At 71.8% G+C, this 10633-nt stretch carries 10 protein-coding genes; 1 reads left to right on the forward strand and 9 read right to left on the reverse strand.

Features of this window, described 5'->3' with window-relative positions; all coding sequences use genetic code 11:
- Positions 1-128: 128 nt before the first annotated feature.
- The 6 genes from prcA to arc form a co-directional block, all read right to left on the reverse strand.
- On the reverse strand, positions 129-905 hold the full coding sequence (prcA, locus tag ACFV3R_RS26860) for a proteasome subunit alpha (protein WP_385588367.1): 777 nt from the start codon (positions 903-905) through the stop codon (positions 129-131).
- A 73-nt stretch (positions 906-978) separates the two neighbouring features.
- A complete protein-coding gene (prcB, locus tag ACFV3R_RS26865) occupies positions 979-1824 on the reverse strand; it encodes a proteasome subunit beta (protein WP_385588370.1) in 846 nt (281 codons plus the stop codon).
- Positions 1776-2219 (reverse strand): endonuclease domain-containing protein, encoded by a 444-nt coding sequence (locus tag ACFV3R_RS26870; RefSeq protein ID WP_385588372.1) that lies wholly within the window; start codon positions 2217-2219, stop codon positions 1776-1778. Before ACFV3R_RS26870 ends, prcB begins: the two co-directional genes overlap by 49 nt.
- A 98-nt stretch (positions 2220-2317) precedes the next feature.
- A complete protein-coding gene (locus ACFV3R_RS26875) occupies positions 2318-2533 on the reverse strand; it encodes a ubiquitin-like protein Pup (RefSeq protein ID WP_385588375.1) in 216 nt (71 codons plus the stop codon).
- A gap of 268 nt (positions 2534-2801) precedes the next feature.
- A complete protein-coding gene (dop, locus tag ACFV3R_RS26880) occupies positions 2802-4313 on the reverse strand; it encodes a depupylase/deamidase Dop (RefSeq protein WP_385588378.1) in 1512 nt (503 codons plus the stop codon).
- 263 nt (positions 4314-4576) lie between these two features.
- Positions 4577-6343, reverse strand: coding sequence for a proteasome ATPase (arc, locus tag ACFV3R_RS26885; RefSeq protein ID WP_385588381.1), 1767 nt, complete (start codon positions 6341-6343; stop codon positions 4577-4579).
- Positions 6344-6594: 251 nt separating this feature from the next.
- Between arc and ACFV3R_RS26890 the strand changes: the two genes are divergently transcribed.
- On the forward strand, positions 6595-6894 hold the full coding sequence (locus ACFV3R_RS26890; protein ID WP_385588383.1) for a ferredoxin: 300 nt from the start codon (positions 6595-6597) through the stop codon (positions 6892-6894).
- 140 nt (positions 6895-7034) lie between these two features.
- Here ACFV3R_RS26890 and ACFV3R_RS26895 read toward each other — a convergent pair whose 3' ends face one another.
- From ACFV3R_RS26895 to ACFV3R_RS26905, 3 genes are all read right to left on the reverse strand, one after another.
- Complete coding sequence (locus tag ACFV3R_RS26895) at positions 7035-7616, reverse strand: hypothetical protein (protein ID WP_385588386.1); 582 nt, start codon at positions 7614-7616, stop codon at positions 7035-7037.
- Positions 7617-7824: 208 nt separating this feature from the next.
- Positions 7825-8721 carry a tRNA (adenine-N1)-methyltransferase gene (locus ACFV3R_RS26900; protein WP_385588389.1) on the reverse strand — a complete coding sequence of 299 codons (897 nt, stop codon included), beginning with the start codon at positions 8719-8721 and terminating at the stop codon, positions 7825-7827.
- 88 nt (positions 8722-8809) lie between these two features.
- A complete protein-coding gene (locus ACFV3R_RS26905; RefSeq protein ID WP_385588392.1) occupies positions 8810-10345 on the reverse strand; it encodes a site-2 protease family protein in 1536 nt (511 codons plus the stop codon).
- Positions 10346-10633 lie beyond the last annotated feature (288 nt).

Below are 10633 nucleotides of genomic sequence, written 5' to 3' on the forward strand. Positions count from 1 at the left end.
TTTTTTGTTTTCCGCCCCGCATACACCCCGCGAAACCCTCACGGGGGCTGTTCACCTGCCATACAACTAAAGGGGGCCCGTCCGGAGACGGCCCGCTTTCCGTTGACTCGCGCCGGCTGCGCGAGAGGTCACTCCGCCTCGGTGCCCTCCCCGGCCTCGTCGCCGTCGGTGGCCCCGGCCGTGCCCTTCCCGCCGCCGGCGGTGCCCGTCTCCTCCAGGAGCCTGGTGAGCTGACGGCCCAGCACGCGCTTGAACTTGCGCTGCTGGGGGCGGGTGCGGTCCAGCACGGCGACCTCTAGCTGCTCCGCTGTCAGGGTGCGCTCGCCACCGTTGTTGTCGCGCGAGAGGGAGTCCACCGCGAGGCCGAGGGCCTCGGCGAGGGTCATGCCGTCGCGGTGCCGCTGGTCGAGGTAGCTGCTGATCTGGTCGGCGTTGCCGCCGACCGCGACCGAGCCGTGCTCGTCGACGATGGAACCGTCGTGGGGCAGCCGGTAGATCTGGTCGTCCTCCGGGTTCCTCCCCACCTCGGCGACGATCAGCTCGACCTCGTAGGGCTTCTCCGCCGCGCTGGAGAAGATGGTGCCCAGGGTCTGTGCGTAGACGTTGGCCAGGCCCCTGGCCGTGACGTCCTCGCGGTCGTAGGTGTAGCCCCGCAGGTCGGCGTAGCGGACGCCGCCGATCCGCAGGTTCTCGAACTCGTTGTACTTGCCCACGGCGGCAAAGGCGATCCGGTCGTAGATCTCGCTGACCTTGTGCAGGGCCCGGGAGGGGTTCTCGGCGACGAACACGACGCCGTCGGTGTACTGCAGCACCACGACGCTGCGTCCCCGCGCGATGCCCTTGCGGGCGTACTCCGCGCGGTCCGCCATGGCCTGCTGGGGTGAGACATAGAACGGCGTCGACACCGGCTATCCGTCCCTTTCTGTCAAATTCTCGCTTGGGTGGCGCGGGAGCCTGGACACGTGGACCTATCGGTCCTCACAGCAGTGCGGAACGCGGGCCGTCCGGCTCCTGGAGCCGCCGCTCGTGGATCTCCCGGGCCACCTGCGCGACCTCGTCCTCGGTGAGCCTGCGGAAACCGTCCTCGGTGATGACGGTGACGATCGGGTAGATCCGCCGGCCGAGGTCGGGGCCGCCCGTCGCCGAGTCGTCGTCCGCCGCGTCGTACAGCGCCTGCACCACCGCGGTGGCGGCGTCCGACTCGCTGAAGTCCTCGCGGTAGAGCTTCTTCAGGGCACCGCGGGCGAAGACCGAACCCGACCCCGTCGAGGCGTAGCCGCGCTCCTCGGAACGGCCGCCCGTGACGTCGTAGGAGAAGATGCGGCCGCGACCGCGCTCGAGGTCGTAGCCGGCGAAGACGGGAACCACGGCGAGACCCTGCATGGCCATGCCGAGGTTGCCGCGGATCATGGTGGAGAGCCGGTTGGCCTTGCCCTCCAGGGAGAGCTGGGCGCCCTCCACCTTCTCGAAGTGCTCCAGCTCGAGCTGGAAGAGCTTGACCATCTCGACGGCGAGACCGGCGGTGCCGGCGATGCCGACCGCCGAGTACTCGTCGGCGGGGAAGACCTTCTCGATGTCGCGCTGCGCGATGACGTTGCCCATCGTGGCCCGCCGGTCGCCGGCGAGCACCACGCCGCCGGGGAAGGTGAGGGCGACGATCGTCGTGCCGTGCGGCGCCTCCACCGCGCCCTGCACGGGCGGCAGCGGGCGGTTCCCCGGCAGCAGCTCGGGTGAGTGCTCGCCGAGGAAGTCCATGAACGAGGACGAACCAGGCGTCAGGAAGGCAGCAGGTAGACGCCCGGTGCTACGGGTGTTGGCTTCCACGGGTTCCCTTCCGGATAGGCGACAGCCCGACGAGCGGAGTCGGGAGGGGCTCCCAACTTGCCGGTGGCCGACTTGCAGTTGCAGCACAGTACGTCACGGACCCTACCCGCCGTTCGGTGGTGACCAACGTGCACGCCCCTTCTCTTGGCGGTGGACCCGATCTTGCCCGGCCCTCCTGCGCCCGAACCTCCGCACCGGCGCCGGGACGCCGGACGCAAGGCGGCCGGAGTGCCGGGAGGACAGGCCAAGACGCACCACCGCTCGCTCCGGCGCCCCGGCTCCCTGCCGGGCGGGCAGGGAGCCGGGACGGCCCCGGCCGGAACGCCGGGCGCTCCGGCGGGGACGGCCGGGGCGCCGGAGGCCGGAGGCGGACGCGACCGCCCCGGCCTCCACACCCGCAGCGCCAGTCCGGGAGTGCGTCACCGCCACCCGGGCCGTGGCGGGGGCCGGCGGGACCTTGAGGTCCGCCCTCCCCCACCGCGCGTGCCGGGGGTTACTCCCCGCCCTTCTGGACGAAGCCACGGACGAAGTCCTCGGCGTTCTCCTCCAGGACGTCGTCGATCTCGTCGAGCACGGAGTCCACGTCGTCCGAGAGCTTCTCCTGCCGCTCCTTGAGGTCGGAGCTGTCCTGTGCGTCCTCGGTCTGCTCCTCGACCTCCTCGCTGGAACGTGTGGTCTGCTGCTGACCGCCGGTGTCCTTGGTCGCCATCACCCTCACCCCGCTCGGTTCGTCGGACCGGTTCCCGCCGGTCCGATCGGCTCTCGCCGGTTGGATCGCTCAAGATCAGACCCTACAAGCAGGGTCTGACATCGGCCTGCTGTTTCCTCAACGTCCTGGTACCACCCAGGTGATTCCCTCTCCGGCGGATTCGGCACCACCGGTGAGGTCTCGGTTCGGTCCTGATCGCCTCCGTAGCCGCTTCCTGCCCGGTTACGGGCGGCGGCACGCGGGCCGCGCGGCCCCGCCCGCACACCGCTCAGCTGCCGCCCAGCGTCCGCACGAGGTCCTCGGCGGTGCGGCAGCGGTCCAGGAGGTCCTTGACGTGGGCGCGCGTGCCGCGCAGTGGCTCCAGGGTGGGCACCCGTTGCAGTGAGTCACGTCCCGGCAGGTCGAAGATGACCGAGTCCCAGGAGGCGGCGGCCACGTCGTCCGCGTACTGCTGGAGGCAGCGGCCGCGGAAGTACGCCCTGGTGTCGTCCGGCGGCTCCTGGCGCGCCCGCTCCACCTCGTCCTCGCCGAGGATGCGCTTGATGCGGCCCCGTGCCTCCAGCCGGTTGTACAGGCCCTTTCCGGGGCGTACGTCCGCGTACTGGAGGTCCACCAGGTGGAGCCGGGCGGCGTCCCAGTCGACGTCGTCCCGCCGCCGGTAGCCCTCCATCAGCTCCCGCTTGGTGACCCAGTCCAGCTCTCCGGACAGGCTCATCGGGTCCGTCTCAAGCCGGTTCAGGGTGTCCTCCCAGCGGGCCAGGACGTCCTGGGTCTGCTCGTCGGCGTCGGTTCCGTACCGCTCCTCGACGTACTTGCGGGCCAGCTCGTAGTACTCCATCTGGAGCTGCACCGCGGTGAGCATGCGACCGCTGCGCAGGGTGACCAGGTACTGCAGGCTCGGGTCGTGCGAGACGTGGTGGAGGGTGCGCACCGGCTGGTCGACGGCGAGGTCGACGGTGATGAAGCCGTCCTCGATCATGGCGAGGACCAGCGAGGTGGTGCCGAGCTTGAGGTAGGTGGAGATCTCCGAGAGGTTGGCGTCCCCGATGATCACGTGGAGGCGGCGGTACTTCTCGGCGTCGGCGTGCGGCTCGTCGCGGGTGTTGATGATGGGCCGCTTGAGCGTCGTCTCCAGCCCGACCTCGACCTCGAAGTAGTCGGCGCGCTGGGTGAGCTGGAAGCCGTGCTGGCTGCCGTCCTGTCCGATGCCGACCCGGCCGGCGCCGGTCACCACCTGCCGGGAGACGAAGAACGGCGTCAGGTGGCGCACGATGTCGGAGAACGGCGTCTCCCGCTTCATCAGGTAGTTCTCGTGGGTGCCGTAGGAGGCGCCCTTGTTGTCGGTGTTGTTCTTGTACAGGTGGATGGGGTGGGCGCCGGGCACCTTCGCCGCGAGTTCGGCGGCGAGCGCCATGATCCGCTCTCCGGCCTTGTCCCACAGCACGGCGTCACGCGGGTTGGTGACCTCGGGCGCGCTGTACTCCGGGTGGGCGTGGTCGACGTAGAGGCGGGCGCCGTTGGTGAGGATGACGTTGGCGAGACCGATGTCCTCGTCGGTGAGCTGGCTCGCGTCGGCGTTGTCGCGGGCCAGGTCGAAGCCGCGGGCGTCCCGCAGCGGGTTCTCCTCCTCGAAGTCCCAGCGGGCCCGCCGCGCCCGGTGCATCGCGGCCGCGTAGGCGTTGACGACCTGGGACGAGGTGAGCATGGCATTGGCGTTGGGGTGTCCGGGGACGGAGATGCCGTACTCCGTCTCGATGCCCATTACTCGCCGTACGGTCATGCGGCCCTCCTTGCCCGGCGGCGGCCCCGGCCGGGGTCGGCGCTCCCACACCGCTGCGCGCGTGCCCCGGCCGTGCCGGCCCGGGCCGGTCGGGGCGGGTGCCGGCGCGCCCCCGTCCCGGCGGCGGTACCGACGAGCCTAGAACGCCTCCGCCGCGGTGTGGAGATCATTGCGGTCATTGCTCCAGTCCGGTGGCGCCCGTGCGTAAAACGCGTCCGGCTGCGGACGCCCCGTGCGAGGTCGTCCGCAGCCGGCGGTGTTCGTTACAGGTACTGACCGGTGTTCGCCACCGTGTCGATGGACCGGCCGGTGTCCGCGCCCTGCTTCCCGGTGACCAGGGTGCGGATGTAGACGATCCGCTCGCCCTTCTTGCCGGAGATGCGGGCCCAGTCGTCCGGGTTGGTGGTGTTGGGCAGGTCCTCGTTCTCCTTGAACTCGTCCACGCAGGCCTGGAGCAGGTGGGAGACGCGCAGGCCCTTCTGGTCGTGGTCGAGGAAGGCCTTGATCGCCATCTTCTTGGCCCGGCCCACGATGTTCTCGATCATGGCTCCGGAGTTGAAGTCCTTGAAGTACAGGACCTCCTTGTCACCGTTGGCGTAGGTGACCTCCAGGAAGCGGTTCTCCTCGGACTCCGCGTACATCTGCTCGACCACCGACTGGATCATGCCGGTGACCGCGGCCGACGGGTTCCCGCCGTGCTCGGCGAGGTCGTCGGCGTGCAGCGGCAGCCGGTCGGTGAGGTACTTGGAGAAGATGTCCTTGGCGGACTCGGCGTCCGGACGCTCGATCTTGATCTTCACGTCCAGGCGGCCGGGCCGCAGGATGGCCGGGTCGATCATGTCCTCGCGGTTGGAGGCGCCGATGACGATGACGTTCTCCAGGCCCTCCACACCGTCGATCTCGGAGAGCAGCTGGGGGACGATGGTGTTCTCCACGTCCGAGCTGACCCCGGAGCCGCGAGTGCGGAAGAGGGAGTCCATCTCGTCGAAGAAGACGATGACGGGGGTGCCCTCGCTCGCCTTCTCCCGGGCCCGCTGGAAGACCAGCCGGATGTGGCGCTCGGTCTCACCGACGTACTTGTTCAGGAGCTCCGGGCCCTTGATGTTCAGGAAGAAGCTCTTGCCGGCGGGCTGGCCGGTGACCTGGGCGACCTTCTTGGCCAGGGAGTTGGCGACCGCCTTGGCGATGAGCGTCTTGCCGCAGCCGGGCGGACCGTAGAGCAGGACGCCCTTGGGCGGGCGCAGCTCGTGCTCCTTGAAGAGGTCGGGGTAGAGGTACGGCAGCTCGACCGCGTCCCTGATCAGCTCGATCTGGTTCCCCAGGCCGCCGATCTTGGTGTAGTCGATGTCCGGGACCTCTTCGAGGACCAGCTCCTCGACCTCGCTCTTGGGTACGACCTCGAAGACGTAGCCGGAGCGGGGTTCCAGGAGCAGGGCGTCGCCGGGGCGGATGACGGTGTCCAGCAGCGGCTCGGCGAGCCGCACCACCCGCTCCTCGTCGGTGTGCCCTATGACCAGGGCACGCTCGCCGTCCTCGAGGATCTCCTTGAGGGTCACGATGTCGCCGGCGCGCTCGAACTCCATCGCGTCGACGACGTTGAGCGCCTCGTTGAGCATGACCTCCTGGCCACGCTTGAGCTCCTCGAGCTCGACGCTGGGGCTGACGTTCACGCGGAGCTTACGGCCTCCGGTGAAGATGTCGGCGGTGCCGTCCTCGTTGGCCTGCAGGAAGACGCCGAAGCCGGCCGGCGGCTGGGCGAGCCGGTCGACCTCCTCCTTGAGGGCCACGATCTGGTCGCGGGCCTCACGCAGGGTGCCTGCGAGCCGCTCGTTCTGAGCGGACACCCCCGCGAGGTTGGTCTGCAACTCGACGATCCGCTCTTCGAGAACTCTCGCGTGCCGCGGAGAGTCGGCGAGCTTGCGTCGCAGGACGGCGATCTCCTGCTCAAGATGGGCGACCTGGCCGGCAGGGTCTTCGGACCCCCGCACGGGCCGGATGCCGCGGTCGATGTCGTCGTCGTGGGCTGCCACGGTCCTCACCTCCTCCAAGGGGAGCTGGACGCTTCCTGACCCTACCTGGGCCGGTGGGGGTTGAAACCCCTAGATCGAAAAGACTGTCGGCCGGTGACCGATCTTCACCCTTGCGCACCCGCTCCCGCTGGGGTGATACCCACCCAACAACATTCGAAAGCGGGCGGTTGTATCGTCGAGACGGTCAACACCCGTCAGCGAGGGCGTCACTTAGCCCCGCTGGTACCACGTCGAGGGGAACAGCACGCGAGATGACCGCACAGGAGGAGGCCAGCCCGGAGCTGGAAGTCTGGATCGACCAGGACCTGTGCACGGGTGACGGCATCTGTGCGCAGTACGCTCCGGAGGTCTTCGAGCTGGACATCGACGGGCTGGCCTACGTCAAGAGCAGCGAGGACGAGCTGCTCCAGGAGGCAGGGGCCACCACGCCGGTCCCGCTCCCGTTGCTGAACGACGTCCGCGACTCCGCCAAGGAGTGCCCCGGCGACTGCATCCACGTCCGCCGGGTCGCGGACAAGGTGGAGGTCTACGGCCCCGACGCCGAGGACTGAGCACGCACGGTCCGCCCGACCGTGCACACGGGGGCGCCCGGGCCCGGAGAAGTCTCCGGACCCGGGCGCCCTCGCGTGTGCGTCCGGCGACTCGGGGCGGGCGCCCCAGGAAGGACCGCCGTCTCCGGCGGACCGCCTTCTCAGACGGACTGCGCGCCCTGGGCGGCGGGCGGCGCCACCTCGTGTTCGCTCTCGACGAACTTTCCGCCCCGCCACTGCCACCGCACCGCGGTGCGCCGGTCCGGGCAGCACCGCGGCACGCTCTCGGCGGAGTAGCCGAGCAGCGTGGCCGAGATGGTGCCGTGGGTGACCTTCAGGTCCTCGATGTTGGTCTGCTGCTTCGGGGAGACGAGCTCGGCCACGACGCGCGGCGCCGGAGTTCCGTGGGCCGGGGCGAGAACGTACAGGCCGCCCGGCGGCGTCCCGATACCGGTGCGGCACCGGGCCACGGCCACGGTCTCCGGGCGGCCGTCACCGTCGAGGTCGCCCGAGGCGTGCTGGACGACGGCCACGGGATCGGGGTCGCAGTGCAGCGGGTAGGAGGCCTTCGCCGCGTCCGGGGCGGGCGCGCTCGCCGTGTGGCGGGCGGGTTTCGCCGTGGCCGCGGCGGGCTGCACGAAGGCGGCGGCACCGACGACGGCCGCGAGTGCGGCGGCCGTGGCGAGCCAGTGCACGGGGCGGGTGCGGGTGTGCGGGAGGTCCAGGCCGGCCGGGTGCTGCACGCGCGTCGACTCCTGTGGCGAGCTGTGTTCGGGGGTGCTCCGATCGTTCCACAGCGGGCGCCGCGGCGGAACCGGCTCGCCCGGCCCGGCTGTGCCCGGTCCGCCCCGGATGGGGTGCGCGAACGCCGTGTGCGCCGCCCCCTGCCAACGCACGCGGCCGCCCGTCCCACGCGGGGAGGGCGGCCGGGAGCGGTGCCGGGGGCCCGGGTCAGGAGGCCTGCGAGGAGCCGGGGCCGGTGTAGTCCTCGCCGTAGGCGCCCTTAGCCGGACGGCGGCGGCGCAGCGGCGGTTCCACACCGTCGGCGAGGCGGCGGGCGGTGAGCAGGAAGCCGGTGTGCCCCACCATGCGGTGGTCGGGGCGGACGGCGAGCCCCTCGACGTGCCAGGTGCGGACCATCGTCTCCCAGGCGGACGGCTCGTTGAAGGTGCCGTGCTCGCGGATCGCCTCGACGGTGCGGGCGAGCTGGGTGGTGGTGGCGACGTACGCGCAGAGGATGCCGCCCGGCACGAGGGCCTTGGAGACGGCCTCCAGGCACTCCCAGGGGGCGAGCATGTCGAGGATGACCCGGTCGACCTCGGTGTCGGAGAGGTTGTCCTGAAGGTCTCCGACGGTCAGCGTCCACGCGGGGTGGGGGCCGCCGAAGTAGCGCTCGACGTTCTGGGTGGCGATCTCCGCGAAGTCGGCCCGGCGCTCGTAGGAGTGCAGCATGCCGTCGTCGCCGATGGCGCGGAGCAGGAAGCTGCTGAGCGAGCCGGAGCCGACGCCCGCCTCGACGACACGGGCGCCGGGGAAGATGTCGGCCATCGCCAGGATCTGTCCCGCGTCCTTGGGATAGACCACGGCGGCACCGCGGGGCATGGACAGGACGTAGTCGGGGAGCAGGGGGCGCAGCGCGAGGTAGGCGACGTTCCCGGTGGTACGGACGACACTGCCCTCGGGAGCACCGATCAGCTCGTCGTGGGGGAAGGCTCCCTTGTGGGTGTGGAAGCTCTTGCCCTCTTCGAGCGTGAACGTGTAGTGGCGTCCCTTGGGATCGGTGAGCTGGACCTGGTCCCCGACCTTGAAGGGCCCGCGACGGCGGGCGGCACCGGTCGGTTCGGACATGTGACCAGCCTACCGGCCCCCGGGGGTGCCGCCGACCGCGGCCGGTGGCGGGGCGGCGGGATCCGGCCGGGAGTGCGGGCCCGGCCGGTCAGGAGGGGCGGGCCATGGCGGAGACGAAGGCCCGTTCCACGTCCGCGGTGGACAGCACGCCGTAGACGGCGCCGGTCTCCTCCACCACGAGGTACTCGGTGGCGGGGACCGCCCGCAGGTGTTCCAGCAGGTCCTCGCCGGACAGTTCGGCCGAGACCCGCATCCCCTCACGGATCTCCTGGGCCAGGCCGTCCACGGAGACCCACGGCCGGCGGTGGGTGGGGACGCCGGCGATGGCGGCCTCCCTGACCACGGCGGTGGGGGCGCCTGCGGGGTCGACGACGACCAGGGCGCGGGCGCCCGCCTCGTTGGCCTGCCGCAGCGCCTCCGAGAGCGGGGTGGTGGGGGTGACGGGTACGGCCCGGCGGGTGAGGGTGCGGGCGCGCAGCTGCGGCAGCCGCTCCCGGAGCCGGGCGGTGCGCAGGCTGTTGCCGGCGCCGGTCCAGATGATCGCGGCGAGGACGGCGGCCAGCAGGCCGTCGGTGATGCTGTCCGCGCTGCCGATGTCGCGGTTGCCGCCGAGCGCGCCGCTGGCCCCTGCCAGCGGCAGCCCGACCAGGACGGCCACGGCCAGGGCGCGGCCGACCCAGGCGGCGGCCACGGTGCCGGTCATCGGGCGTCCGGTGGCCTTCCAGACCACGGCGCGCAGCATCCGGCCGCCGTCCAGCGGGAGGCCGGGGAGCAGGTTGAAGACGGCCACCACGAGGTTGGAGACCATCAGGCCCGCCAGCAGGACGCCGGGGACGCTGCGGGGTGCGACGGCGCCCAGGCAGAACCAGAAGACGGCGGCCAGGACGAGGGAGAGCAGCGGCCCGACGAAGGCGAGGGTGAACTCGCGGCCCGGCGTCTCGGACTCCTTCTCGATCTCCGAGACCCCGCCGAAGAACTGGAGCTGGATGCGGCGCACCGGGAGGCCGAAGCGGAGTGCGGCGACGGTGTGGGCCAGCTCGTGGACGAGGACGGAGGCGTAGAAGGCGACGGCGAAGAAGAGGGAGACGAGGTAGCGCACCCCGCCGAGCTCCGGCAGGATCCGGTCGAGCTGGCCGCCGAAGACCCAGGTGATCAGCGCGGCCACCAGGAACCAGCTCGGCGCCACGTAGACCGGCACCCCGAAGGGCCGGCCCATGAGGATGCCGCCGCGCTCCCGGCGCGAGGGCGGGGGCGGGGCGTCGGGTCCGGGCGTCCGGCCGGGCGCACCGCCGTCGCCGCGGCCGGAGTCCTGCCGCCCGGCCCCGCCGGGGGGCGTCGGGGGCGGGTCGCCGCCGTCTCCCGGGTCCGGGCTGCGCGGCTCGGCCTCCGCCGGACTCCCCTGTTCCGGCTCCGCCGGTCCGGTGCCCTCGGCGGGACGGCTCTCCCCGGGCCGGCGGGGCTCGGCTGGCGGTCCGGGCGTCCCGGCGGGGCGGGGGTCGGGTGCCGGGCCGGGCTCCTCGGTGCGCGGCGGGTCCTGCCGGTCCGGCCGGGAGGGGCCGTCCTGCCGCCGGGACGGCTCGTGCCCGGGACCTCGCGGGTCCTGTTGCCTCCCGCTCACGTCCACGGCGTCCCCTCATCGATCGGCCTTGGGTTCCGCGGTGGTGCGACGGTGCGCCGCACGGCGGCCAAGCTCTTCCGTCCCGATGGTATGCGGATCACTGTCGGTGGGGGGTCGTAGGGTCGTGTGCCATGGCGACGAGGAACGAGAACAGCGCAGCGGACACCGGCCCGGCCGACCGGCCGGAGCCCGGCGCGCCGGGCGGGGCACCGGACGCCGCGCCCCGCCCGCAACCGGTGACGGGCGAGGGTGCGCCGGGCGCGCCCGCGCCGGCTGCCGCCCGGCAGACGGCGG

Source organism: Streptomyces sp. NPDC059740 (assembly GCF_042733155.1).
Classification (GTDB): Bacteria; Actinomycetota; Actinomycetes; order Streptomycetales; family Streptomycetaceae; genus Streptomyces.